The organism is Mycolicibacterium novocastrense (genome assembly GCF_001499835.1).
GTDB classification, from domain to species: Bacteria; Actinomycetota; Actinomycetes; order Mycobacteriales; family Mycobacteriaceae; genus Mycobacterium; species Mycobacterium novocastrense.
Map to the genome: position 1 here is coordinate 238,611 of NZ_LQIH01000034.1, position 25,710 is coordinate 264,320.

Annotated in this window: 23 protein-coding genes and 1 pseudogene; 13 read left to right on the forward strand and 11 right to left on the reverse strand. The window is 65.9% G+C overall.

Going from position 1 to position 25,710, the window contains the following annotated elements; all coding sequences use genetic code 11:
* The first annotated feature begins 19 nt into the window (after positions 1-19).
* Both AU072_RS20980 and AU072_RS20985 read left to right on the forward strand, forming a co-directional pair.
* Entirely contained in the window at positions 20-832 is an 813-nt protein-coding gene (locus AU072_RS20980; RefSeq protein WP_064415548.1) for an HAD family hydrolase, read from the forward strand.
* Positions 833-876: 44 nt separating this feature from the next.
* The gene (locus AU072_RS20985; protein ID WP_064415549.1) at positions 877-1,572 is read left to right on the forward strand and encodes a nitroreductase family protein; all 696 of its coding nucleotides are present in this window, start codon (positions 877-879) and stop codon (positions 1,570-1,572) included.
* Between the two features lie 7 nt (positions 1,573-1,579).
* On the opposite strand, the gene mmsB is transcribed toward AU072_RS20985, so the two are convergent.
* The 8 genes and pseudogenes from mmsB to AU072_RS21020 form a co-directional block, all read right to left on the reverse strand.
* Positions 1,580-2,455, reverse strand: a complete 876-nt coding sequence (gene mmsB / locus AU072_RS20990) for a 3-hydroxyisobutyrate dehydrogenase (protein ID WP_064415550.1) — start codon at positions 2,453-2,455, stop codon at positions 1,580-1,582.
* A gap of 12 nt (positions 2,456-2,467) precedes the next feature.
* A complete protein-coding gene (locus tag AU072_RS20995; RefSeq protein ID WP_064415551.1) occupies positions 2,468-3,634 on the reverse strand; it encodes an isobutyryl-CoA dehydrogenase in 1,167 nt (388 codons plus the stop codon).
* Between the two features lie 20 nt (positions 3,635-3,654).
* Positions 3,655-5,175, reverse strand: a complete 1,521-nt coding sequence (locus tag AU072_RS21000) for a CoA-acylating methylmalonate-semialdehyde dehydrogenase (RefSeq protein WP_064415552.1) — start codon at positions 5,173-5,175, stop codon at positions 3,655-3,657.
* An 89-nt stretch (positions 5,176-5,264) separates the two neighbouring features.
* Positions 5,265-6,899 carry an AMP-binding protein gene (locus AU072_RS28665; protein ID WP_328586843.1) on the reverse strand — a complete coding sequence of 545 codons (1,635 nt, stop codon included), beginning with the start codon at positions 6,897-6,899 and terminating at the stop codon, positions 5,265-5,267.
* Positions 6,897-8,429, reverse strand: a pseudogene (locus AU072_RS28670) (long-chain-fatty-acid--CoA ligase); the annotation flags it as partial. The pseudogene AU072_RS28670 and the gene AU072_RS28665, both read right to left, overlap by 3 nt.
* 24 nt (positions 8,430-8,453) lie before the next feature.
* Positions 8,454-9,545 (reverse strand): acyl-CoA dehydrogenase family protein, encoded by a 1,092-nt coding sequence (locus AU072_RS21010; protein ID WP_064415553.1) that lies wholly within the window; start codon positions 9,543-9,545, stop codon positions 8,454-8,456.
* A 1-nt stretch (position 9,546) separates the two neighbouring features.
* On the reverse strand, positions 9,547-10,761 hold the full coding sequence (locus AU072_RS21015) for an acyl-CoA dehydrogenase (protein ID WP_064415554.1): 1,215 nt from the start codon (positions 10,759-10,761) through the stop codon (positions 9,547-9,549).
* Positions 10,762-10,774: 13 nt separating this feature from the next.
* Positions 10,775-11,671 (reverse strand): enoyl-CoA hydratase, encoded by an 897-nt coding sequence (locus tag AU072_RS21020; protein WP_064415555.1) that lies wholly within the window; start codon positions 11,669-11,671, stop codon positions 10,775-10,777.
* 230 nt (positions 11,672-11,901) lie between these two features.
* Between AU072_RS21020 and AU072_RS21025 the strand changes: the two genes are divergently transcribed.
* From AU072_RS21025 to AU072_RS21050, 6 genes are read left to right on the forward strand one after another with little or no spacing between them, the layout of a single operon-like run.
* The gene (locus AU072_RS21025; RefSeq protein ID WP_064415556.1) at positions 11,902-13,011 is read left to right on the forward strand and encodes an LLM class flavin-dependent oxidoreductase; all 1,110 of its coding nucleotides are present in this window, start codon (positions 11,902-11,904) and stop codon (positions 13,009-13,011) included.
* 22 nt (positions 13,012-13,033) lie between these two features.
* Complete coding sequence (locus AU072_RS21030; RefSeq protein WP_064415557.1) at positions 13,034-15,568, forward strand: 2Fe-2S iron-sulfur cluster-binding protein; 2,535 nt, start codon at positions 13,034-13,036, stop codon at positions 15,566-15,568.
* Between the two features lie 31 nt (positions 15,569-15,599).
* The gene (locus tag AU072_RS21035) at positions 15,600-16,655 is read left to right on the forward strand and encodes an alpha/beta fold hydrolase (protein ID WP_110765754.1); all 1,056 of its coding nucleotides are present in this window, start codon (positions 15,600-15,602) and stop codon (positions 16,653-16,655) included.
* The gene (locus AU072_RS21040) at positions 16,655-17,167 is read left to right on the forward strand and encodes a flavin reductase family protein (protein WP_064415559.1); all 513 of its coding nucleotides are present in this window, start codon (positions 16,655-16,657) and stop codon (positions 17,165-17,167) included. The genes AU072_RS21035 and AU072_RS21040 overlap by 1 nt, the downstream gene beginning before the upstream one ends.
* Complete coding sequence (locus tag AU072_RS21045) at positions 17,164-18,246, forward strand: 3,4-dihydroxy-2-butanone-4-phosphate synthase (protein WP_064415560.1); 1,083 nt, start codon at positions 17,164-17,166, stop codon at positions 18,244-18,246. Before AU072_RS21040 ends, AU072_RS21045 begins: the two co-directional genes overlap by 4 nt.
* Positions 18,247-18,281: 35 nt before the next feature.
* Positions 18,282-19,052 carry a glucose 1-dehydrogenase gene (locus tag AU072_RS21050; protein WP_064415561.1) on the forward strand — a complete coding sequence of 257 codons (771 nt, stop codon included), beginning with the start codon at positions 18,282-18,284 and terminating at the stop codon, positions 19,050-19,052.
* A gap of 144 nt (positions 19,053-19,196) precedes the next feature.
* Here the strand turns inward: AU072_RS21050 and AU072_RS21055 are convergent, their stop codons facing one another.
* The 3 genes from AU072_RS21055 to AU072_RS21065 form a co-directional block, all read right to left on the reverse strand.
* Positions 19,197-20,390, reverse strand: a complete 1,194-nt coding sequence (locus tag AU072_RS21055) for a TetR/AcrR family transcriptional regulator (protein ID WP_064415562.1) — start codon at positions 20,388-20,390, stop codon at positions 19,197-19,199.
* Between the two features lie 74 nt (positions 20,391-20,464).
* A complete protein-coding gene (locus AU072_RS21060; protein WP_064415563.1) occupies positions 20,465-20,857 on the reverse strand; it encodes a limonene-1,2-epoxide hydrolase family protein in 393 nt (130 codons plus the stop codon).
* Between the two features lie 201 nt (positions 20,858-21,058).
* Complete coding sequence (locus AU072_RS21065; RefSeq protein ID WP_064415598.1) at positions 21,059-22,240, reverse strand: LuxR C-terminal-related transcriptional regulator; 1,182 nt, start codon at positions 22,238-22,240, stop codon at positions 21,059-21,061.
* 125 nt (positions 22,241-22,365) lie between these two features.
* Between AU072_RS21065 and AU072_RS21070 the strand changes: the two genes are divergently transcribed.
* The 5 genes from AU072_RS21070 to AU072_RS21090 all read left to right on the forward strand — a co-directional run.
* A complete protein-coding gene (locus tag AU072_RS21070) occupies positions 22,366-23,601 on the forward strand; it encodes a cytochrome P450 (protein ID WP_064415599.1) in 1,236 nt (411 codons plus the stop codon).
* Entirely contained in the window at positions 23,598-24,011 is a 414-nt protein-coding gene (locus AU072_RS21075; protein WP_064415564.1) for a nuclear transport factor 2 family protein, read from the forward strand. Before AU072_RS21070 ends, AU072_RS21075 begins: the two co-directional genes overlap by 4 nt.
* Positions 24,008-24,202, forward strand: a complete 195-nt coding sequence (locus AU072_RS21080) for a ferredoxin (RefSeq protein ID WP_064415565.1) — start codon at positions 24,008-24,010, stop codon at positions 24,200-24,202. The genes AU072_RS21075 and AU072_RS21080 overlap by 4 nt, the downstream gene beginning before the upstream one ends.
* Positions 24,203-24,391: 189 nt before the next feature.
* Complete coding sequence (locus tag AU072_RS21085) at positions 24,392-25,165, forward strand: MlaE family ABC transporter permease (protein WP_064415600.1); 774 nt, start codon at positions 24,392-24,394, stop codon at positions 25,163-25,165.
* A 4-nt stretch (positions 25,166-25,169) separates the two neighbouring features.
* Positions 25,170-25,710: MlaE family ABC transporter permease (locus tag AU072_RS21090; RefSeq protein WP_235630308.1), on the forward strand; the 541-nt coding region annotated here is incomplete at its 3' end.

Here is a 25,710-nt window from a genome sequence, read left to right on the forward strand (position 1 = left end):
TGAGGGCCACCCTCTACATATGCCGACAACGCAGGAGACGACGTGGCGCGCGGGCCGGTTCTGGTGGGAGGGTGCCCCTGCGGGTCCCGGGCCGGGTTCCGGCTGTGCAGTACGAGGTCTGGTGTTCGACCTCGACGCACTGACCGACATCGAATGTGATGGTCACCGGGTCGCCTACAACGCGGCCTTCACAACGCACGGCCTGGATTTCCAGTGGTCGGTGCCGCGGTATCGACAGTTGCTCGCGCTCACCGACGAGCGCCAGAGGGTCGCCGCCGAGCTTCGCAAGCGGTGCGTGGCCACCGAGGCCGACGTGCTCACCAAACTGCTGGCAGACGAGATCTACACCACCAAGACCATGCTGTTCGACGAGTTGATCCTCGAGCGCGACCTGTCTCCGCGCGCCGGGCTGGTGGACTTCGTGATGGATGCCGTCGGTGCCGGCGTGCAGGTGGCCGTCGTGGTGAACGGTCAACGCGGCTGGGCCGAGCCGCTGGTGCGCCAACTCGTCGGCGAGGGCCTCGTCGAGGTCGTGGTCGCCGCCGAGGACATCGTCAAGCCGATGCCCGATCCGGAGGCACACCGGCACGCGCTGTGGGAACTCGGCCTGTCGGCCGACGACGCGTTCGCCGTCACCGGATCGGCCTCGGGGCTGCGCGCGGCCAACTCCGCCGGGATGCCGACGCTGGTGATCACGGGGGAGGGCACCCCCGACATCCCGGCCGCGGTGGCCGTGCGCCCCGACTACGGCGGCGCTGACCCGCTGCGCCTCGCCGATTGCCAGCGCCTGCACGCCGGCTGGTCGCGGAGCCGTAAGCCGACGGCCGCGTAGTAGCGGCTGGCCCGGCCCGCGCCGGCCGGCGGTAGTTTCGACGCATGGCCGAGATTCCCAGCACCGAAGAAGCGTTCGCCCGGCTCGACATGCCGCTGATCGACGCGATGATGACCCAGCGTGCCGTGCGCCGCGTCCTTCCCGACCCGGTCGACGACGCCGTCGTCCTGAAATGCATCGAGCTGGCGCTGCGGGCCCCCACCGGGTCGAACGGGCAGAACTGGGAGTTCATCGTGGTGAAGGACCAGGCCGTCAAGGATCAGCTCGGTAAGCGTTATCGCCAAGCCTGGTCGCTGTACGGCGGGATCGGCAGGCGTCTCACCGCCGGCGACGAATCGATGCAGAAGATTCTGCGCGCCGTGCAGTGGCAGGTCGACCATTTCAGTGAGATTCCGGTGCTCGTCGTGCCGTGCCTGCGTGGGGGTTCACGACTGCCCTACATGCCCTCGCCGTTCGTCGGCGAGTCGTCGTTCTTCGGGTCGATCTATCCCAGCGTGCAGAACCTGCTGCTCGCTGCCCGGGCGATGGGGCTGGGTGCGTCGCTGATCACCCTGCCGCTGTGGAGCGTGACATCGGCCCGGCGAACCCTGGGCCTGCCGTTGACCGTGACACCGGTCTGCGTCGTGCCCCTGGGCTGGCCGCGTGGGCGCTACGGGCCGACGACGCGTAAGCCGGTCGGACAGGTGGCTCACCTCGACAAGTACGGCGAGCGCGCCTGGCTCGACGCCGACGCTGGGTGACGTCGGGTCAGTTGCCCCGCAGCAGTTCGATCACCGCGCTGAAGTCCTTGTCGGCATGGTCGGCGGCGAACGTCCGGTAGATCTCGGCGGCGTGGCTGCCCAGTGGCGCATTCGAACCCGTCGACTCGACCGCGGTCATGGCCAGGCCGAGGTCCTTGTTCATCAACGCGGTCGCGAAACCGGGTTTGAAGTCGTTGTTGGCCGGTGACGTCGGAACCGGGCCCGGGACAGGGCAATTGGTGTGCACAGACCAGCAGTTGCCGGTGGCTCCGGTGATCACGTCGAACAGCGACTGTGCCGACAGGCCCAGCTTCTCGGCGAGGACGAATGCCTCGCCGATCGCGATCTGCTGCACCGCGAGCACCATGTTGTTGCACAGCTTTGCGGCCTGGCCGGTACCGGAGGCGCCGCAGTGAATGATCTTGCCTGCCAGCGGTTCGAGCACAGGCCGGGCGCGTTCCACCGCGGCGTCCTCACCGCCGACCATGAACGCCAGCGTGCCCGCGGTGGCGCCCTTCACCCCGCCCGACACCGGGGCGTCGAGTTGCGCGAATCCGCGCTCGAGGGCCTGCTGGTGGATGGTCCGCGCGTCGTCGACGGAGATGGTCGAGGTGTCGATGAACAGCGCGTTGCCCTTGGCTGCGGGAAGCACTTCGGCGTAGCAGGCTTTGACGATGTCGCCGTTGGGCAGCGAGGTGATCACGACCTCGGCGTCGCCGACCGCCTCGGCGCCGCTGTCGAATACCGACACACCCCGCTCGGCGGCGGCCGATTTCAGCGCGGGCTGGGGATCGAAGCCGTGAACGGTCTGGCCGGCGGCGACCAGGTTCGCCGCCATCGGCCCACCCATGTTGCCCAGGCCCAAGAACGCGATCGTCGTCATTGATGACCTCTCCTAAGCGGACGCCCGCACCTTGGCGGCCTGCGACCGCCCGATGACCACGCGCATGATTTCGTTGGTGCCCTCCAGGATCCGGTGTACCCGTAGGTCCCGGACGATCTTCTCCAACCCGTACTCGTTGAGGTAGCCGTAGCCCCCGTGCAACTGCAGCGCCTGGTCGGCGACCGCATAGCAGGCATCGGTGACGTAGAGCTTGGCCATCGCGCACAGCTCCACCTTGTCCGGATGGTCGTCGTCCAGCGCAGTCGCGGCTCGCCACAACAGGTTTCGCGACGTCTCCAGCGCAGTAGCCATCTCGGCCAGGGTGAACCGGATGGTGGGCTCGTCGAGAAGTGGGCCCCCGAACGCTTCGCGGTCTCGCACATAGGCGATGGCCTTGTCGTATGCGGCCTGTGCACCGCCGAGCGAGCACGCGGCGATGTTGATCCGCCCGCCGTTGAGCCCGTTCATCGCGATCCCGAAGCCGGCGCCCTCGCCGTCGGCGCCGCCCAACATCGCATCGGCGGGCACACGGACCCCTTCGAAGATCACCTGGGCGGTGGGCTGGGCGTGCCAGCCCATCTTCTCCTCGTCGGCGCCGAAAGTGAGGCCGGGCGTGTCCTTTTCAACGAGGAACGTCGAGATGCCGCGCGGGCCTTCGCCACCGGTGCGCGCCATCACCACGTACACGTCGGACGACCCGGCGCCGGAGATGAACTGTTTGACCCCGTCGAGGACGTAGTGGTCGCCGTCCCGAACGGCCCTGGTGCGCAACGCGCTCGCGTCGGACCCCGCGCCGGGTTCGGTCAGGCAGTAGCTGGCGATCAGCTCCATCGACGCCAGCCGCGGCACCCAGCTCTTGCGCTGTTCGGGGGTGCCGTAGGTGTCGACCATCCACGTGCACATGTTGTGGATGGACAGGAACGCCGCCACCGTGGGATCGGCCGTCGCGAGTTGCTCGAAGATCCGCACGCCGTCGAGCCTGCGCAGCCCACTGCCACCGACGTCCTCGTTGCAATAGACCGCGGCCATTCCGAGTTCGGCGGCCGCACGTAGCACGTCGGTGGGAAAGTGGTGCGTTTTGTCCCACTCCAGCGCGAACGGCGCGAGCCGCTTCTCGGCGAATGCGGCCGCCGTCTCGGCGATCACGCGCTCGTCGTCGTCGAGCCCGAAGTAGTCCATGCTGCCGGTGTTCTCGTGCGCTACTTCATGGTCGGCAGGACGAACTCCGCGCCGTCCTTGATGCCCGACGGCCACCGCTGCGTGACGGTCTTGGTCTTGGTGTAGAACAGGATCGAATGCGGACCGTGCTGGTTGAGGTCCCCGAAACCGGACCGTTTCCAGCCGCCGAAGGTGTGGTAGGCCACCGGAACCGGGATCGGCACGTTGACCCCGACCATGCCGACTTGCACGCGTGACACGAAGTCGCGGGCCGCGTCGCCGTCGCGGGTGAAGATCGCGACGCCGTTGCCGTACTCATGCTCGGAGGGCAGCGCCAGCGCCTGTTCGTAGTCCTTCGCGCGCACGATGCACAGCACCGGCCCGAAGATCTCATCGGTGTAGATCGACATGTCGGTGGTGACGTGGTCGAACAGGGTGGGGCCGATGAACCAGCCGTTCTCCAGGCTGTCGTCACCGAATTGCAGTTCGTCGCTGGCGCGTTCGCGGCCGTCGACGACGATCTCGGCGCCCGCCTCGACGCCGGCGTCGATGTAGCCGCGCACCCGCTGAAGCGCCGCCTCGGTCACCAGCGGCCCGTAATCGGCCTTCGGGTCCAGGCTGTGGCCCACCCGTAGGTTGTTGATTCGCTCGACGAGCCTGGCGCGCAAGCGATCTGCGGTCTCGTCGCCGACAGGTACCGCGACGCTGATCGCCATGCAGCGCTCACCCGCACTGCCGTAGCCGGCGCCGATCAGGGCGTCGACGGCCTGGTCGAGGTCGGCGTCGGGCATCACGATCATGTGGTTCTTCGCGCCGCCGAAGCACTGCGCGCGCTTGCCGTTTGCGGTCGCGCCCGAATAGATGTACTGCGCGATGTCGGAGCTGCCGACGAAGCCGACCGCCTGGATCGCCGGATGTTCGAGGATCGCGTCGACGGCTTCCTTGTCGCCCTGCACCACCTGGAAGACGCCGGGGGGCAGACCGGCCTCGAGGAACAGTTCGGCCAGCCGGACCGGCACCGAGGGGTCGCGTTCGGACGGTTTGAGGATGAACGCGTTGCCGCACGCCAACGCGGGACCGGCTTTCCACAACGGGATCATCGCCGGGAAGTTGAACGGCGTGATGCCCGCGACGACCCCGAGGGGCTGGCGCAGCGAGTACACGTCGATACCCGGACCGGCGCCCTCGGTGTACTCGCCCTTGAGCAGGTGCGGGATGCCGACGCTGAACTCGATGACCTCGAGGCCGCGCTGGATGTCGCCGAGGGAATCGGCATGCGTCTTGCCGTGCTCGAGCGACAGCAGTTGGGCGAGCTCGTCGGCGTTCTGGTTGACCAGCTCGATGAACTTCATCAGCACGCGGGCCCGGCGCTGCGGGTTGAACGCCGCCCACGACTTCTGCGCCTCGGCCGCGCCCGCCACCGCTGCGTCGACGTCGGCGGCCGACGCCATCACCACCTGCGCCTGCACCTCACCCGTGCTGGGGTTGAAGACGTCGGCGGTGCGGCCCGACTGGCCGTTGGTGCGCTTGCCGTCGATGAAATGCGGAACCTGGGTGGTCATGAGCGTGCCCCTCACTACTAGATAGTTGGATATCCTAGTAATGCGGGGGTGCGCGACGCAAGGGGCTTCGGCCCGTGCGCGAGAGGGTGCTAGAGCCCCAGTAGCCGGATGCTCTCGGCCCGCATGTCCACCTTGCGCACCTTCCCGGTCACCGTCATCGGAAACTCCTCGACGATATGGACATAACGGGGAATCTTGTAATGCGCGAGCTTGTCCGTCGCATATGCGCGCACCGCCGCGGCGTCCAGCGGAGCACGGCCCGAACGCATTTTGATCCAGGCGCAGATCTCCTCGCCGTACTTGGCGTCGGGCACGCCGACGACCTGGGCATCCTCGATATCCGGGTGGGAATGCAGGAACTCCTCGATCTCACGGGGATAGACGTTCTCGCCCCCACGGATCACCATGTCCTTGATGCGCCCGACGATCTGGCAGTACCCGTCGTCGCGCATCACAGCGAGGTCGCCGGTGTGCATCCAGCCGTCGGCGTCGACGGCCTCGCGGGTCTTGACCTCGTCGTCCCAGTAGCCGGTCATCACCGAGTAGCCCCGGGTGCAGAACTCCCCGGGCGCACCGCGTTCGACCGTCTCGCCTGTATCGGTGTCGACGATCTTGATCTCGACGTGCGGATGAACTCGCCCGACGGTGGCGGTGCGGCGGTCGAGGTCGTCGTCGATCCGGGTCTGGCACGACACCGGGGACGTCTCGGTCATGCCGTACGCGATCGCCACCTCCGCCATGTTCAGCTCGTTGATGCAGCGCTTCATGAGTTCCATCGGGCAGGTCGACCCCGCCATGATGCCGGTTCGCAGAGACGACAGATCTCGGTCGGCCATATCTGCGTGGGCCAGCATCGCGACGAACATGGTCGGAACGCCGTACACGCCGGTGCACCGTTCGGCCTCGATCGCCGCCAACGTCGCCGCGGGGTCGAAGCCGGGAGATGGGATCACCATGGTGGCACCGTGGGTGGTGCACCCCAGATTGCCCATCACCATGCCGAAGCAGTGATAGAACGGCACCGGTATGCACAGCCGATCGCCTTCTCTCAGATTGATCAGCTCGGTGACGAAGTATCCGTTGTTCAAGATGTTGCGGTGTGACAGCACGGCCCCTTTCGGGGATCCCGTTGTGCCGGAGGTGTATTGAATATTGATCGGATCAGTCGAAGCCAAGGCGCCCATTCGCGATCGGAGCTCTTCGTGCGACACTTCGTCCGCGCGCTGCCGGAGTCGCTGCCAGTCGTCGGTGCCGAGGAGCACCACCTCGGTCAGGTCGGGGACCTCGGGCCGCACCTCTGCGACCATTGCTCGGTAATCGGAAGTCTTGAACTCGGTCGCCGACACCAACATCCGCATGCTCGAATGTCGCAAGACGTACGCCAACTCGTGTGTGCGGTACGCGGGATTGACGGTGACCAGGATCGCACCGGCTTTCGCCGTGGCGTACTGCAGAATCGTCCATTCGGCACAGTTCGGCGCCCAGATACCGACCCGGTCACCCTTCTCGATACCACTGGCAATCAAACCTCTTGCAACGACATCGATCTCGGAATTCAACTCGGCGTATGTCCAATGACGGCCAGAGCGAATGTCGACGAGGGCATCGACGTCGGGATGGGCCGAGGCTGTTCGCTCGAAGTTGTGTCCGATGGTCTCCTCGAGTAGCGGGACGTCGGTGGGCCCGGCCGCATACGACAGTGGCGTGCCGTATGTGTCGCGCAACTTGTTCTTCAAGACCTTGCCTCCGGCGTTGCGGGGTAGTTCCTCGACGATCGTGATGCGCCGGGGTCGCTTGTACGCGGCCAGGTGCGCACGGCAGTGCGATTCCACGTCGGCCATGGTCGGCGGATCCGAGACGTCGCGCGGAACGATCACGGCCAGCGGTGTCTCGCCCCACTCCGGGTCGGGGGCTCCGATCACCGCTACCTCGGCGACCTTCGGGTGAGCCGCCAAGGCGTTCTCGACCTCGGCGCTGTAGATGTTCTCTCCGCCCGAGATGATCATGTCCTTTTTCCGGTCGACGACGAAAATGTAGCCGTCTTCGTCTTCCCGGACGAGGTCTCCCGAGTGGAACCACCCTCCGCGGAAGGCGTCCGCGGTCTCCTCCGGCTTGTTCCAGTATTCCTTCATCACCAGCGGGCCCAGATAAACGATCTCGCCGACGGTGCCGGGTGCGACGTCGTTCATGTCCTCGTCGACGATGCGCACCTCGACATTGAGCATCGGCGTGCCCACCGAGCCGATCTTGCGGATCGAGTCCTTCCCCCGCAGCAGACATGTGATGGGGCTGCACTCGGTCTGCCCGAACGCCGCGATGACCTCGGCCTGGGGGAATGCCTCGATCATCTTCTGTAACAACGTCGTCGAGGCCGGTGCCGCACCCCACCACACACGGCGAAGACCGGACAGGTCCCGCGCGGCGAGATCGTCCATCGCGCAAACGCTCTGCCACTGTGTCGGCGTCATGAAGCACGACGACACCCGCTCGTCGGCCATCGTGCGGATCGTGGTCTCGGCATCGAAGCCGCCCGACGGCGTGATCACGACCTTGCCGCCGGTCAGGAACGCCGGCAGCATTCCCGAGATGCCCGCGGTGTGGAAAAGCGGGGCCACTGCCATCCAGCAGTCGTCGTCATACCGGTGACCGAGAGTGGCGATCGAGCTGAACGCGTGCAGGTACAGGTTGCGGTGGGTGAGCACCGCGCCCTTCGGGAAACCCGTGGTACCCGAGGTGTAGACGAGGAATGCGGGATCCTCGTCGGCGACCGAGACCGCGATGTCTTGTGCCGGAGCGGCGGCGATGGCTTCCTCGCAGTCCGGCCCGATCGTCAGCACGGTGCGTACCGACGGTGCCGCGGCGCGGGCCCGTTCGGCCACGCCGCTCAGGGCCCGGTCCACCATCAGTGCCGCAGCACCGCTGTCGGAGAGCACGTAGCCGACCTCATCGGCGACGAGCCGGAAGTTCACCGGCACCACGATCGCGCCGACACGCAGTGCAGCGAACCAGGTTTCGACGATCTCCAGGCTGTTCAGCCCCAGCACGGCGACCCGATCGCCGGGGCCGATTCCCCGTGCGGACAGCGCATCGGCCCACCGAGTCACCCGACCGTCCAGCTCACCGAAGGTGCATCGGCGCCGGGAGTCGACGAACGCGACGTGGCTGGGACGCACCCGAGCGTGCCGGGTGAGAACGTCGCTGAGGGTGATTCCCGTGGACGGCGAGGGAACTGCCACGGTTGGCGTGCTGATCATCGTCGGCTCCTCCCGGATGCGGGGCTACAAACCGGCACGGTCGGCGAGCAGGGCGCGATGGTGGGTGCTGCTGCCGAACAGTGCCTCGGTGGTCTTGGCGCGCCGGTAGTACAGGTGGATGTCGTGTTCCCAGGTGAAGGCGATTCCACCGTGCACCTGGATCGCCGAACCGGCGCACAGCGCGAAGGTGTCGGCGGCCTGCGCCTTGACCAGGGGCGCGGTGATCGCCAGCTGGTTGGGGTCGGTGGCGCTCATCGCGGCGAACATGACGGCGACGCGCGTCGCATCGATCTCGATCATCATCTCGGCGCACGCGTGCTTCACCGCCTGAAACGAGCCGATCGAGCGGTCGAACTGTCTTCTGCTGCCGGCGTATTCGACGGACGTTTCGAGACATGCCTCGGCGCCGCCGAGCATTTCGGCGGCCAACAGCACCCGCGCCGTGTCGAGCACACGGTCCAGTTCCTGGGTACCGGTCAGTGCCTCCGCCGGGGTGTTCGTGAACGTCAGACGGGCCACCGGCCGAGTGGTGTCGAACGAGGGGAGCGGTTCGACCGTGACCCCGGGCGCGTCGGCGGCGACGACGTACGGGGTGACAGCGTCGCCGGTTTCGGCTGGAACCACGAGAACATCCGCGACGGTCCCATAGATCACCGGCGCGCATTCGCCATGCAGCACGGAACCGTGACCGGTGCGGTCGGCTCGCACGGTGGCCGTCGTGGGATCGGCGGCATCGGGTCCGACGGCGGTGAACGTTCCGATTCGCTCACCGCTGACCAATCCGGGCAGCAAGCGCTGCCGTTGCTCCGCATTGCCCATCCGCAGCACCGACTCAATCGCGAAGACACTGCCCGCCAGCGGAACCGGCGTCAGCGCCCGGCCGAGCTCCTCGAAGGCGATGGCGGCCTCCACCAGTGTGCCGCCGACCCCGCCGTGCTCAGGCGGAAGGTGTAGTGCGGGTAGTTCCAACTCGCCGCACAACCGCCGCCACAGGCGATGGTCGTGACCGCCGGCGATGGCCACCTCACGCACCCGCGCCATGGGCGCGGTCTCGGTGAGAAAGCCGCGCAGGGCGGCGCGGAAGTCGACCTGCTCGGTGCTGTAGCGGAAGTCCATGTCAGCGAGGTTCCTTGGGAAGTCCGAGCAGTTGCTCTCCGATCACGTTGCGCTGGATCTGCGAACTTCCTGCGTAGATGGTGGCGGCGCGCGAATACAGCAGCTCGTCCATCCAGCACGCCGCGGAGTTCGGCGTGCCTGCTGCCGGAACCAGCAGTGCCGCACCGTTTCCCGGCCCTTGTGGGCTCAGCGCTTCGAGACCGAGGATCTCCACCGCAAGCTCGGTGTAGCGCCGGAAGTATTCACTCCAGATCACTTTGTTGATCGCGGCTTGAGCACCGGGAAGCTCGCCCCGGAGCAATGCGGTCAGACCACGGTAGCCCTGATACCGCAGGATCTGGACGCGCGAGTAGCACCAGGCCAGTCCGTCACGGATGTGAGCATCGGTGTGCCGGCCGTGGTCGTGGGCCAGGGCTATCAGCCGCTGCAGGTCCCTGCCGAATTCCACCGCCGCAATGGTGATCTGCGATCCACGCTCGAAGCCGAGCAGCGTCATTGCGGTGTGCCAACCGCCACCGGCACCGCCGAGCACGTCGGCTGCCCGTGCACGGGCATCGGTGAAGAAGACCTCGCTGAAGGACGCGTGCCCCGCCGCGTTCACGATCGGCCGGACCGTGACGCCGGGTTGGTCGATCGGCACCAGCAGTGCTGACAAGCCTTTGTGCTTGGCCGCAGCCGGATCGGTGCGCGCGAGCACGAAGATCCAGTTCGCCGTTGGTCCGGCCGACGTCCAGATCTTCTGTCCGTTGATCACCCACTCGTCGTCGTCGAGCGCCGCCTTCGTCCGTACCGACGCCAGATCCGAACCGGCTTCGGGTTCGGAGAAGCCCTGGCACCAGCGGTCCTCTCCGGACAGGATGCGCGGCAGGAATCGGCGCTTCTGCTCCTCGGAGCCCAACGCGATCATCGTGTTGCCCAGTAGGTCGATGCCGAGTAGGTCGTTTTCCGCGCGGTCCGGTGCACCTGCGCGGGCGAACTCTTCGGCGAGCACCGACTGTTCGATCGCCGAAAGCCCACCGCCGCCGTACTCCTTCGGCCAGGCCACCGCGATGAGGCCCCGGTCGGCGAGCACCTTGCGCCATCGAACCCCGAGTTGTTCACGTTCGTTCGGGGGCAGGGCGCCGGCGCCGCCCCACTCGGCGGGCAGGTGTTCGGCCAGAAATTCCCGAATCTGGTCGCGGAAGGCGATCGCCTCGGGCGGGTAGTCGACGTCCACTTCTGGTCTCCGGTCAGGGCCGCCGCTTGGCCGCGGGCAGGATCTCCGGTGTGAGCCGCCAGTCCTCGAGGCCGTACTCGACACTGCCGATGCCCAAAGGGTTGCCGGTCACGTCGGCCCAATGGGCGTGGTTGAGTTGGTGCAGCGAAAAGCAGGCGTCGAGCGCAGCGCCGAACCCCATGGCATCGACGGTCTGGTTCACCGACTCCTTGATCAGCAACGCCGTGAGTGGCGGCAGCTTGGCGATCCGGCGGGCGAATTCGACTGTGGCGTCAGACAGTTCGTCACCGTCGAACACCTTACTGACCATGCCGAGTGCATGCGCGTCGTCGGCAGTCAGGGCGTCCCCGGTGAGCAACAGCTCCTTGGCCTTGCGCGGACCGAACTCCCACGGATGGCCGAAGTACTCCACCCCGCACATTCCGAGGCGAGTGCCCACGACGTCGGCGAAGATCGTGTCGTCGGCGGCGACGATCAGGTCGCAGCACCATGCCAGCATCAGGCCGGCCGACAGCACCATCCCGTGCACCTCGGCGATGGTGATCTTGCGCAGGTTGCGCCAGCGTTTGGTGTTCTGGAAGAAGTAGTGCCACTCCTGGCGATGGCGCGTCGCCACCCCGCCCAACGTCCCGCCGTTGCAGTGATACGTCGGGTGCTGACCCGGGCCCGACGATCGCTCGCGGATGTCGTCGGCGGAACCCAGGTCATGGCCCGCCGAGAAGCATGGTCCCGCGCCGCGCAGGATGACCACCCGCACGGTGTCGTCCTCTTCGGCGAGTTCGAACGCCGCTCCGAGCTCGACGAGCAGGCCGCGGTTCTGCGCATTGCGCTGTTTCGGGCGATCGAGCGTGATCACGGCGATTCGGCCGCCATCGAGCAGTTCGTAGTCGATGTAGTCGAAATGCTGCACGAAGTGCTCCCTTCAGGTCGTCACCGCTCGGCGCGCGGTCACGCTGCTGAGCTGCAGGCTACGCGGCGCGAAACCAAAATGTCCATAGCCAGTACGTCAACAGTAGAACTTTTGTAGGAGTAAATTGCCAAGACAGTAGCCTACTTGCGCGCAATGAAGTATCTTGCTAGTACTGTGGTGCACATCGCAGCAAGCCGTCGGGCGAGCGACCACTACTGAGAGGGTTGAAGATGGAACTGGGACTTTTCCTGATGCCGGCGCACCCGCCGGAGCGCAGCCTGTACGACGCAACCCAGTGGGATCTGGAGCTGATCCAACTCGCCGACGAACTGGGTTACGTCGAGGCGTGGGTCGGCGAGCACTTCACCGTGCCCTGGGAGCCCATCTGCGCACCGGACCTGCTGCTCGCTCAGGCGCTACTGCGGACGAAGTCAATCAAGCTGGCGCCCGGGGCCCATCTGCTTCCGTACCACCATCCGGTGGAGCTGGCCCACCGCGTGGCCTATTTCGACCACCTTGCCCAAGGCCGCTTCATGCTCGGGGTGGGTGCCAGCGGCATCCCCGGCGACTGGGCTCTGTTCGATGTCGACGGACAGAACGGTGAGCACCGCGAGATGACCCGGGAAGCACTCGAGATCATGCTCAAGGTCTGGACCGAGGACGACCCGTGGGAGTACCGCGGAAAGTACTGGAATGCCAACGGGATCGCCCCGATGTTCGAAGGCCTGATGCATCGGCACATCAAGCCCTTCCAGGCGCCTCACCCGCCGATCGGGGTCACCGGGTTCAGCGCCGGCTCCGAAACGCTCAAGCTTGCCGGCGAGCGCGGTTATCTCCCGATGAGCCTCGATCTGAACGCCGAGTACGTCGCGACGCATTGGGACGCAGTGCTCGAGGGTGCCGCGCGCAGTGGCCGCACTCCGGACCGCCGTGACTGGCGACTGGTACGTGAGGTCGTCGTCGCCGAAACCGACGAACAGGCATTTCGGTACGCCGTCGACGGTATGATCGGCCGCTTCATGCGCTCCTATGTCCTGCCGACGTTCCGGATGTTCGGCATGACCAAGTTCTACAAGCACAACCCCTCGGTTCCCGATGAGGACGTAACACCGGAATACCTGGCGGAGAACACTTTTGTGGTCGGTTCCGTCGAGACGGTGGTCGACAAGCTGGAGGCCACCTATGACCAGGTCGGGGGCTTCGGCCACCTGCTGATCCTCGGCTGCGATTACAGCGACAACCCCGGACCTTGGAAGGAGTCGATGCGGCTGCTTGCCGAGGAGGTCATGCCCAAGCTCAACGCTCGGATCGCCAAGAAGTCCACGGTCGCCATCGCCTAGCGCTCAACCGAAGGACATCCCGATGGAGGCGCAGAAGATCACCGTCCGGTATTCGGATGGAACGTGCAAGACGATGACGGCGCAGCCCGACCAGTCCATTCTGGAGGCGGCCGAAGAAAACGGCATCGCAATCGTCAACGAGTGCCAGAGCGGGATCTGCGGCACCTGCGTGGCCACCTGCCGGTCGGGTGATTACGAGATGGGCCGTACCGAGGGACTGTCCGATGTCGAACGCGACGCACGAAAGGTATTGACCTGTCAGACCTTCGCCAACTCCGAATGCCTGATCGAACTTCAGTATCCGATGGACGGCAACGCGGCCAGCCTGGTGACGGGGCACGCGACGGTGATCGGGGTAGAACTGGTCTCGTCCACCACGGCACTTCTGCGGCTGGATGTTTCGGGTATGCCGCCGCTGACGTTCAAGGCCGGCCAGTTCGCGCAGTTACAGGTCCCCGGCAGCGGGGCATGGCGCAACTACTCCTACGCGCACCCCGCAGGCGGACGCGATGAACTCGAGTTCATCATCCGGTTGCTCCCCACCGGGGTGATGTCGGATTACCTGCGCGACCGGGCGAAGCCGGGCGACCGAATCGCGCTGCGGGGCAGCAAGGGCAGCTTTTATCTGAGGCCGGTGCAGCGGCCGGTGGTGCTGGTCGCCGGTGGCACCGGGTTGTCGGCGATCCTGGCGATGGCGCAGAGCATGGCACACAATGCCGGTCAGCCCGTCCACCTGCTGTACGGGGTGACCGACGTCGCGGACCTCTGCAAACTCGACGAACTCGACCGACTGCAGCGTGTGATCCCCGACCTGCATGTGCACACCATCGTGTCGCGCCCAGACGCCCACTGGTCCGGACCGGTGGGGCTGGTGACCGACCTGCTGGACGACGCCATGTTCGGCGGCGGCGATGCCGACGTGTACCTGTGCGGCCCGGCCGGGATGGTCGAGGCGGTCCGGAATTGGCTGGACGAACGCAATATTCATCGCGTCGGCCTCTACTACGAGAAGTTCGTGCCGAGCGGTGCCGCGCGGCGGCGGGCCCCGCTGCGGCTGGACTATGCCGATGTCGACATGGCCGACGTGCGGCGGCGCGGCAGCGGCACCGCAGTGGTCATCGGGGGCAGCATCGCTGGCATCACGGCCGCCAAGATGCTGACCGAGTTCTTCGAGCGGGTGATCGTGCTGGAGAAGGATGACCCGCACCGCCGCCGCGAGGGCCGGCCGGGCGCGGCGCAGGGCTGGCACCTGCACCATCTGCTCACTGCGGGACGCATCGAGTTGGAGCGCATCTTTCCCGGCATCATCGACGATATGGTGCGCGAAGGCGCATTCGACGTCGACATGGCCGCCCAGTACCGCATCCGCCTGGGCGGCACCTGGAAGAAGCCGGGAACCGGCGACATCCAGATCGTCTGCGCCGGTCGTCCGTTGCTCGAGTGGTGCGTGCGCCGTCGGTTGGACGACGAACCGCGCGTCGACTTCCACTACGAGGCAGAGGTCGCCGATCTGGTCTACGACAGCGACGCCAACACCGTGATCGGGGTCGCGGTGGACAGGCGTGGTGAATTAGAGGTCATACCGGCCGAATTCGTGGTGGACGCCTCGGGCAAGAACACCCGTGTTCCAGAGTTCCTCGACCAGGTGGGGCTCGGGGCGCCCGAGGTCGAACAGGACATCATCAACTGCTTCTACTCGACCATGCACCACCGGGTGCCACCTGAACGACAGTGGCGGGACAGGGTGATGATGATCTGCTACGCGTACCGACCGTACGAGGACACCTATGCGGCGCAGTACTACACCGACAGCTCGCGCACGATCCTGTCCACCACACTCGTTGCCTACAACTGCTATTCGCCACCACGGACCGCCGAGGAGTTCCGCCGATTCGCCGATTTGATGCCCTCACCGGTTGTCGGCGAGAACATCGACGGGCTGGAGCCGGCGTCGCAGATCTACAACTTCCGCTATCCGAACATGTTGAGGCTGCGTTACGAGAAGAAGCGCAACCTGCCGCGCGGGCTGCTGGCGGTAGGTGACGCCTACACCAGCGCCGACCCGGTGTCGGGGCTCGGTATGACGCTGGCGCTCAAGGAAGTCCGCGAGATGCAGACGCTCCTCGCCAACCACGGTCCGGGTGATCCTGAGCTGCCACGGCGGTACTACCGCCGGATCGCAAAGCTGGCCGATACGGCGTGGTTCGTGATCAGGGAGCAGAACCTTCGGTTCGACTGGGTGAAAGATGTGGCCAAGAAGCGCCCCTTCTACTTCCGCGCGCTGACCTGGTACATGGATCGGGTGATGGAACTGGTTCACGACGACCCAGACACCTACCGGGAATTCTTGGCGGTCGTCCATTTGGTCAAGCCACCCGCGGCGTTGATGTCGCCGAGGGTCGCCGGGCGGGTCCTGGGCAAGTGGGCGCGGACCAGGCTCTCGGGCCAGCAGACGTTGATAGCCCGCAACTACCAGAACCGCACCATCCCGCCTCCCGACCATTTGGCGCAATCCGAAGAACCGGCAGTCGATTTCGCCGCAAGCCATACCCGCTAGAGAAGGGTCCCACATGTCGCAGATATCGCAGCTGTCGTCAATCCATCGGTTGCTCGACTGCCGCGGAACCCGCATCCACGCGGTGGAGCAGGGTGAGGGACCGCTGGTGATCCTGGTGCACGGCTTCCCGGAGTCGTGGTACTCGTGGCGCCACCAGATTCCCGCCCTGGCCAACGCGGGATACCGCGTGGTGGCGATCGACCAGCGTGGCTACGGGCGCTCGTCGAAGTACCGGGTGCAAAAGGCTTACCGCATCAAGGAATTGGTCGGCGACATCGTGGGTGTCATCGACGCCTACGGCGAGAAGCAGGCGGTCGTCGTCGGCCACGACTGGGGCGCCCCGGTGGCGTGGACGTCGGCCTGGCTGCATCCGGAGAGGTGCCGCGGCGTCGTCGGCATCAGTGTTCCGTTCGCCGGCCGTGGGGTGATCGGCCTGCCCGGTAGCCCATTCGGTGAGCGCAGGCCCAACGATTACCACCTCGAGCTGGCCGGTCCCGGGAAGCTGTGGTACCAGGATTACTTCTCCGAACAAGATGCCATCATCGCCGAGATCGAAGAGGATCTCCGCGGCTGGCTGCTCGGCCTGACCTATACCGTGTCGGGTCAGGGAATGATCGCGGCCACCCAGGCGGCGGTGGCCGCCGGCGTCGATCTGGCGTCGATGGATCCCGTCGAGGTGATCCGCTCCGGCCCGTTGTGCCTACCGGCAGGGGCGCGCCTGAAGGACGCGTTCATCTACCCGGAAACGATGCCGGACTGGTTCACCGATGCCGATCTCGACTTCTACACCGCAGAGTTCGAGCGATCCGGGTTCGCCGGGCCGTTGAGCTTCTACCACAACATCGACAACGACTGGTGCGACCTCGCCGAGCAGGACGGCACGCCGCTGACCCCGCCGGCGCTGTTCATCGGGGGCGAGTACGACGTCGGGACGACATGGGGGGCCGAGGCGGTCGAACGGGCCCACGAGGTGATGCCCAATTACTGCGGCACCCACATGATCGCCGATGTCGGGCACTGGATCCAACAAGAAGAGCCCAAGGAAACCAACCGGCTGTTGCTCGATTTCCTGGCGGGGCTGCACTAGTGGAACTGCGACCCCCACCCATTGACGGCGCCGAACTGCGACGGGTATACGGCTGCTACCCGTCGGGGGTGACCGCCGTGTGCGCGATGGTCGACGGAGAGCCGGTGGGGATGGCGGCGAGTTCATTCACGTCGGTTTCGGTCGAACCGCCGCTCGTCTCGATTTGTATCCAAAACGACTCCAGGACGTGGCCACGGTTGAAAAAGGCCGCGCGGCTGGGCCTCAGTGTGCTGGCCGAGGACCACGGCGATGCATGCCGCAGTCTCTCGCGCAAAGACGGTGACCGGTTCGCCGGTGTGCCCTGGACGGAGCTGGCGACCGGAGCGGTGGTCGTGTCGAGGGCCAGTGCCTGGCTGGACTGCCGACTACGCAGCGAGGTACGGACAGGTGATCACACGATCGCGGTCCTCGAGGTCTGTGCCTTGGACGCGGATGCCGCCATGCCGCCACTTGTGTTTCACGGCAGCCGGTTTCACCGGATCGCCCGTGCGGACTTACAGGAGCAGATATGAAGACGACCGACACCAGGGTCCGTCGCGCAATCACAGCGGTGGGCGCCGGGCGCCCCGTGGTCATCACGATGGGCCCGGAGAACGACCATGAGGGATATCTCGCTTTCGCCGCCGAAGCGGCCACGTCCCAGTTACTGGCCTTCACGGTCCGGCATTCCTCGGGCTATGTCAGGGTCGCGCTGCCGACCGCCGAATGCGAGCGGCTGAACCTGCCGCCGATCTGCCACCGCGGCGACACCCACTCCGATACGGGCGCCCATCGGGTGGCGGTCGACTGGCGAGGTACCGGCACCGGGATATCGGCGACCGACCGGGCGGCGACAATCACCGCGCTGGCGGCGAAAAGCTCTGAGGCATCGGACTTTCGCCGGCCCGGGCACGTGGTTCCGGTCGAGGTGGCTCCGGACGGCGTGCTGGGACGGCCGGGTCCTGCCGAGACAGCCCTCGACCTCGCCCGCCTCGCAGGCCGGCCAGAGGCCGCGGGGATGTGCGACATCGTGTCCCGCCACCGGCCCACCGCGATGGCGCGAGGTGGCGAACTGCTCGAATTCGCCCTCGAGCACGGGTTGGCCGTCGTCTCCGTGGCGGAGCTCGTCAGCTATCGACGGCGCGTCGAGCCCCAGGTCGTGCGAATCGCCGAGACAGTGCTGCCGAACGGGGGCAGCGCGTTCCGTGCCATCGGGTTCCGTGACGCGCACGGCGACGGTGAGCACCTGGCGATCATCATCGGTGATGTCGGCGCCGGGGTGCCGGTACCGCTGCACGTCCACGTCGAGTGTCTGACGGCAGATGTCTTCGGGTCGACCGCTTGCCGATGCGGTACCGATCTGGACCGCGCGCGCAGCGATATGAGGGCGCAAGCCGGCGGGGTCGTCATCTATTTGCGCCCGCCCGGTTCGATGCGCGCCTGCGGCCTGACGAACACCGAAGAGTTCGATTCGGAAGCGATCTCACAGACGGTGGCATGGATTCTGCGCGATCTGGGCGTCTACACCGTCCGGCTGTCCGACGACGCACCGGGATTCGGCCTGGTGATCTTCGGCGCGATTCGCGAGCACGGGCTACGGGTCGCGGGGTGAAATAGCAGGGTGCCGCAACGACCCGAGGTGATTCGATGACACATCCAGACCTCGCCGGAAAGGCCGCGATCGTGACCGGTGCGGGCGCGGGCATCGGCCTCGCCATCGCCGAACGACTCGCCGCCGAGGGCGCTCGCGTGCTGTGCGCTGACATCGACGGCTCATCCGCCGAGAGGGCAGCGGCGACGATCGGGTGCGGCGCGGTCGCGCATACTGCCGATGTCAGCGACGAGCGGCAGGTGATCGCCATGGTCGCCGCCTGCACGGCTGCGTTCGGAGGCGTCGACAAGCTGGTCGCCAATGCCGGTGTGGTGCACTTCGCGTCAGTGCTCGACACCACGGTCGAGGATTTTGACCGCGTCGTCCGGATCAACCTGCGCGGTGCGTGGTTGTGCACCAAGCACGCCGCGCCGAAGATGATCGAACGCGGCGGGGGAGCCATCGTCAACATGTCGTCGCTGGGTGGCGTGGTCGCTGCGGCGGGCACGGCGGCATACGGCATGTCGAAGGCGGGAATCATCCATCTGAGCCGCATCACGGCGGCCGAATTACGGTCGGTCGGAGTCCGATCCAACGCGGTGCTGCCGGCGTTCGTCGACACTCCGATGCAGCGGACCGCGATGACGACGTTCGACGAGGTGCTCGGCGAAGGCGGGGCGGACACCATGATCGGCCGGCTGCAGGGCCGGATGGCCGGACCGCAGGAGATGGCCGGCGTGGTTGCGTTCCTATTGTCGGATGACGCGTCGATGGTCAACGGCACGGCACAGCTCGTCGACGGTGGCACCGTCGCCGCGCTCTGGTGACGCCGGTGCACTCACTCATGCTGCGGCGGTGAATAATTGAACGAGAAACGCAAGCAACAGCCGATTCGTTCAGACCCCTCATGCCGGCGCCCGCGGCCGCCCACCAGACTCGGCCGGTCCGTGCATGAGGCAGTGCTGACGGCGTCAGCGCCTGCTGGTCAGAATCGACAGTGCGAGCGCGGTGATCTCCTCGGCCACGCCGGAATAGCGCGTGAGATGCCATGTGCGAGAAACGTCGTCGACGAAGCTGTCGGCGGCCGCCACCAGTAGGCGTGCCTGTGCGACGGTGGTTTCGGGTACCAGTTTGCGGATGAGTTCACTCCACACCGCCTCTCGATCCGCCTGGCTCCTGGAATAGCCGTCCCGAACCTCATCGGAGGCGTGGGCCAGCTCGGTGATCGAGACCGCCACCAGATTCGGATCGTCCAGGCTGATGCGGACCCGCCCCGCGACGAGTCGGTGCAGGCTCTCGGCGTCGTCACCGTCGGCCCGCAGCGCGCGGACGCATTCGAGGGTCCACCATTCTTCGAGACGGTGGATCAGGGTGTCCAGGATGGCCTGTTTCGAGGGGAACGACCGGTACAGACCCGGTCCCGCGATGCCGACCGACTTCCCGATCTCGCTCGTGCTGACGGCTTGGTAGCCCTGAGCCCGAAACAGCCGCGCGCCCGCGGCCAACAGCGTCTCGTGTCGGGAGAACAAGGCGCGTTCATCATGCCGCTGCACCGTGGTGGGCGAAAGGTCGCTGACCGGAGGCGTCTTCGCCGCAGCCATACAGGCCTGATAGAGAACGTCTTTCAGCTCCTCCCGTGGCAACGTCAGTGAGTGCCTGCCAAGGCTGGTCAGCGTGCTGGACACCGCCCAAGCGCGCAGTTCGGAGTGCCGGCCGCTCAATCCGGGCACTTCGAGGCGGACACCGGCCTGCATGCCCGCCACGATGGCGTTGATCCTGCTGCGTACCTGTGCGCGGTCGCCGTCGTTGAGATAGCGCGCCTCGCGCTGCCACAGCACCGTCAGCGCGCGGGTGGCTACGGCGGCGGCGATGAGATCCGGTAGCTCGTCGCGCAGCGGCTGATCGGTCGAGTCCGATTTCCGGCCCATCGGCCGGCGCACGCTCTGGTACTCGTCCTGCGCGGTGATGATCGCGGCGGCGAGCAGCGCCTGCTTGTTCTCGTAGTGGCGGTACAGGGCACGGGCGGTGACACCCGCCGCCTCTGCGATCTCCTCCAAGCGCACCGAGTGGAAACCGCGCTCGGTGAAGAGCCGCACGGCTTGCTGCAGGATCTGCTTCTTACGATCCTTCGGGCGGCGTTTGACCGCGCCCACGACGGACTCCATGTCCGACCCCCCTTCCTCGCTCCGCGACCGAGGAGCACCTCGAATCCTGCCAGAAGCGCCGACCGCGAAATCTCCTACAACTTGAATCCGCTTTGGCGCTCGAAGTCCGCGAGGTCGAAGTAGTCGCTGAAGCGGGTGATCTTGCCGTTCGCCGTCTCGAACACACCCGTCACGGGCAATTCGACCTTGCCGCCGTCGTTGAGCGTGAAGTAGTCGACCCGTTCGACGAGTGCCAGACCGGGCGCGGCGGCGAGCGAGACGATGTCCAGCTTGGCCTCGGCGAAGGCGTCAAGGAACGCCTGAAAGATCGCCCGGATGTCGGTGATGCCGGCAACCGGGTCCACCGGCACGTTGTGGTAGACGGCATCGTCGGCGAAGGCCGAACAGATCGTGTCGAGATCCCTTGTCGTCCATGCGTCGAGAAAGTCGCGAACAAGCGTTTCCGTTGCCTGTGCAGTGTCGGTCATCGAGACCTCCTTAGAGCCCGCCCCGCGTCTACCGCATATTAGCAGTATTGTCAGAAGACTTACTAATTTACAAAGCAAGTCATCACAAGTGTTTTGGGCGTGAAATGGTCATGCGAAGTGATACCGGTGATAGACATAGATGCCAAGCGGTTTGCGTAGTGCATCGACCCCGGACGCACCGGATTACCGAAAGGCCTCGCGTCAGCCGACTTCGGGCACGCTGGCCAGACGCACATAGGCCGATGCCGCCTCGGCACGGTTGGTCGCGTGCAGCTTTCGCAGCACCCTCTTCACGTGGGACTTCACCGTGCCGGCCGAAATCACCAGCTCATCGGCAATCTGTTGATTCGTGCGACCTGCGGCCATCAGCCGAAGCACCTCGACCTCGCGGCGCGTAAGCATCGCCATCACCCTCGTCTGGACTTCGGCCAACGATCGCGCCGCGGGGCTGCGCTCCAGCGGCTCGATCTTGCGCAAGTCCAAATCCGCGTCCTGTAACGCACGTGCCGCTTCGTCCGCCGACGCCAATGCGTTGCGTACCTCCGCGTGCTGGCGGCGCATCCTTTCCAATAGCACCGTGCGCTCGTAGGCATAGCCGAAGCCCTCCGCGAACGCCCACACCGTGTCACGGTCGATCTCGTCGACCAGGCGGCCCGAATACAGCCGGTCGGCGTGCAGGAAACCGATCACCTTCCCCGTCGGCATCACCGGGGCCGCAACGTAGGAATGGGTCATCGAGAAGTCCACGATCGGCCTGTTGACTCGCGCGTCGTTGCGGGCATCCCGCACGATCGCCGGTGCGTGGCGGCGGATCATCTGCGTTTCCAACAGCATGTGATTCAGCGGAGGCGCCACTGACTGGGCGAACGCAACCATCTTCTCGGCGCCCTCGCGGTCCTCGCCGAAGTACGCCGATTCCATGAACATCCGGCCCTCGTGCACGCGGAAGAGCACCGCCCGATCGAACCCGCACGACTCCACCAATTCCCGTGGCGCCCGGTCGACGATCGTCGCGACGTCGTCGACCACGCGCAGCTTGCTCAAACCCTCCTGCACCTGCAACAGCGCGAAGGTGCGCCGTCTCGCACCGTCCTCGATCAACTCTCGTTCGAGTGCGCACAGATCGAGCACCGATTCGAGCGCGAGGAGCGCCTCGTCGTCACCGCACGCCTCCAACGCATTTCGCACCTCGGTGGCCTTGCTGTCGATGGCCTCCGACACCACGGCCATCGGATCATCGGTGGGGTCGACGCCCCAGCCCTGGAATGTCTCCCGGTAACGGCGAGCGGCCTCGCTTTCCCTTGCCGGGCGTGACGCCCAGCCGGGATGGCCGGTCAACGACTCGGCCGAGTCGGACTCGGGTGCGCCGCCGGCGATGATCATGGTGCCCACTGTCCTCCGGCGGCGGCTGCGTTGCGGTCAGAACCGCAAATTGCCCTCGTACGGGGGCGGGAGTACTCCCCAACGGGGGATCGCTTTGCTGCCGCGGCTGGCCGAGGCTGATGGACATGTCATCAACCACCGTTTCGGCGCTCGAGCTGCTGACCACGCCGCAGGGCATCGCCGACCCATATCCGCTGTACGACCAGCTGCGGACCCACTCCCCGGTCCCGGGCTACCGGGACTGGCCGCCGGGCACCGTGCCGGGCGCCGACGAACCCGTCACCGCCTGGGCGCTTTTCCGCTACGACCAGATCTTCGAGGCGGCGCGTGACAGTGCCACGTTCTCGTCGCGCGATCCCTTGCAAGAGGCCTCCTCCGCGCCCAGCCTGATGCTGGTCAACACGGATCCGCCCAAACACGAAGTGGAACGGAAGTTGGTGGGGCAGGCGTTCTCTCCGCGTCGGGTCAGGCGGCTGGAAGGCTGGCTCAACGGGTTGATACCGCAACTGCTCGACGATCTCGGTGAGGATGAAGTGGACGTGATGACGTTCGCCGCCGAGATTCCCACCCGGGCCATGGTGCGCCTGCTCGGTCTGCCCGAAGGCGACCATGTCCGGTTCAGGCGGTGGGCCAACGCTTTCATGTTGTCGTCGTCACTGACTCCGGAGGAGCGCATCGCGAGCAACGAGGAGATGGTCGCCACGTTCGCCGCACGGCTCGCCGACCACACCGCCCGGGTTGCTCAGCAAGAGACGAGCGAGGAGGTCGAGGACGCCGAAGATCTGATATCGGCGTTGTTGCGCGCCGAGGTGGACGGTCAGCGGCTGACTCCGGAGGAGATCGTCCGGTTCTGTGTCACCTTGGTGGTCGCCGGCAGTGAGACCACGACGTTTCTGATAGGCAACCTGTTGCATGCCCTGGCGCGCGAACCCGAGATCGCCGCGCGCATCCGCGCAGACCGGTCACTGTTGACGGTTTTCATCGAGGAGACGATGCGGCTCGACGGGCCGCCGCAACGCCTGTTTCGGATCGCCACCCGCGATGTGGAGGTGGGGGGCAAGCTGATCCGCGCGGGGGAATGGGTGGCGCTGTTCTTCGGTTCGGCCAATCGCGATCCAGCGGTATTTCCCGATCCGTCGCGGCTGGACATCGATCGCCCGAATCTGCGCAGACAGCTCTCGTTCGGTCACGGGTTGCATTTCTGCCTCGGTTCCTCGCTGGCCCGGCTGGAGGTGACGGCGATGCTCAACGGGGTGCTCGACCGTTATCAGCACATCGCGTTGAGCGACGACCCGGGCACCAAGCAGACCGCCAGCCTGCTGACCCACGCGTATGTCCGTCTGCCCCTTTGCCTGTCATGACCGCCATCACCGAAGAGGCACGTAACATCGCGGCGACGAAGGCCATCTACACCGCAGTGCTCGCGGGGGACCTGAACACGGCGCTGCGGCACCTCGATCCAGATGTCCGCATTACCTACTACGGCACCGAGGCGATCCCGTATGCCGGTGATTACCACGGCATCGCGGAAGCGATGACGTTCTTCACCAGGGTCGGGCAGAGCATCGAGATCGTCGAGATGGAACCGTGGAAGTTCATCGCGCAGGGTGACGACCTCGCGGTGTGGGGCCGGCAGCGCTTCCGCAGGATCGACATCGGGTACGAATGGCAGTCGGAGTTCGCGCACATCATCACGCTCCGCCGCGGGCGCTGGCTGCATTTCCGCGACTTCATGAATTCCGCCCTGACCCAGGAGGCGTTCAGCCGATGAGAATCACCGCCGACCGGGAAATCTGCATGTCCGCCGGGATGTGCGTGATGACCGCCGGCGAGTTCTTCGATCAGGACGAAGACGGTGTCGTCGTACTCGCTTGCGCGGCAGTGCCCGACGACGAGCAAGCACGGGTCCGGCTCGCCGTCGGACTGTGCCCGTCGGGCGCCATCCAGGTGTTGCCGTCTTGACTGCGCTATCCATATTCTTCGATATCGATAAGATACTTGACTTGAGATAAGTGACTGTTAGAGCGTCAATTAGTGTTTCTTAGTACGCGCTGAGAGCGTATTGACTATGGACATAGCTGTGACGGACCGCGTACCCTCGCGCATGTCACACGTCCACATCGACCTGCCCGGAGGGAGGTGCACGGCGCCATGGTGATCGACGCGCAGACGATGGCCAGGCCCGTGCGCGCGGTCGGTGGATTCGTCGCCATGTCCATTGACACCTTCGTGATGATGTTCCGGCCGCCGTTCGCGTGGCGCGAATATCTGATCCAGTGCTGGTTCGTAGCGCGGGTGTCGACCCTTCCGGGACTGCTGATGACGATCCCGTGGGCGGTGATCTCAGGGTTTCTTTTCAACGTTCTGTTGTCCGACATCGGTGCCGCCGATTTCTCCGGCACGGGTGCCGCGATTTTCACTGTGTCCCAAAGCGGTCCGATCGTGACGGTGTTGGTCGTCGCTGGCGCCGGTGCCACCGCCATGTGCGCCGATCTGGGGGCGCGGACCATTCGGGAGGAACTCGACGCGCTGCGGGTGATGGGCATCGACCCCATTCAGGCCTTGGTTGTTCCGCGAGTGCTGGCGGCCACCACGGTGTCGCTGGCACTGAACTCGGTGCTGATCGTGACGGGTCTTGTTGGCGCGTTTCTGTGTTCGGTTTATCTCATGGACGTCTCGGCGGGCGCGTGGGTGGCGGGCCTGACCACGTTGACCGGCTTGGCCGACGTCATCATCTCGATGATCAAGGCGACCCTTTTCGGGCTGATGGCCGGGCTGATCGCTTGCTATCAGGGCATGTCGGTGGGCGGTGGTCCGGCCGGTGTGGGTCGCGCGGTGAACGAAACGGTGGTGTTCGCGTTCATCGTCTTGTTCCTGATCAACATCATCGTCACCGCTGTCGGTGTTCCGTTCATGGTGAGGTGAAGTCATGGCAGTGAGTGTTCCGAGCACGCTTCATCCGCGGGTACAGCGCACTGCGAGCTCTGCGGTGGGCGGGTGGCACCGAATCGGAGCGCAGACGCGGTTCTATGCCACCACGCTAGCCGGGATTCCCGATGCGGTGGTCAAATACCGCAGTGAGCTGTTGCGGGTGATCGCCCAGATGGGTTTGGGCAGTGGGGCTTTGGCGGTGATCGGCGGAACGGTCGTGATCATCGCGTTCTTGACGATCACCACGGGGGCGATCGTGGCGGTGCAGGGTTACAACCAGTTGGCATCGGTGGGGGTGGAGGCGCTGACCGGGTTCGCGTCGGCCTTCTTCAATACCCGCGAAATCCAGCCGGGCACGGTGATGGTGGCGCTGGCGGCGACCATCGGTGCCGGCGCTACGGCCCAGTTGGGCGCGATGCGGATCAACGAGGAGATCGACGCGCTCGAGGCGATCGGTATCCGCACCGTGAGTTACCTGGCGTCGACGCGGGTGGTGGCCGGAGTGATCGTGGCGGTCCCGCTGTTCTGTGTGGGGCTGA